Genomic DNA, 255 nt, shown 5'->3' with positions numbered 1-255 from the left:
AAGTACAAGGTCTGAGAGCGGGCCAATCGTTGACGCTGAACTTTGCAGTGGCAAGTGTGGATGGAACCCCGTCCAATGTTGCGATCACCGTCACGGGTACCGATGATGTTCCAGTGATTGCCGGCAAGGCGATCGGCGCTGTGACAGAGGATGTGGCAGTAGGTAGTACGGGTTTGCTTACTGACAGCGGCACGCTCACCATCAGTGATGCGGATACAGGTCAGGCCAGCTTCCAGACGACAGGCATCACAGCCA

The 255-nt window shown here is 56.5% G+C and carries 1 protein-coding gene; it reads left to right on the top strand.

Going from position 1 to position 255, the window contains the following annotated elements:
• Positions 1 to 255, top strand: a 255-nt coding sequence (locus ACUHMQ_RS21330; RefSeq protein WP_445297431.1) for a VCBS domain-containing protein, incomplete at both ends; no start/stop codon positions are given.

The sequence above is a fragment of the Chitinimonas violaceus genome, from assembly GCF_052601015.1.
The sequence above is the reverse complement of the archived record's forward strand: the minus strand, read 5'-3'. Positions and strand labels throughout refer to the sequence as shown.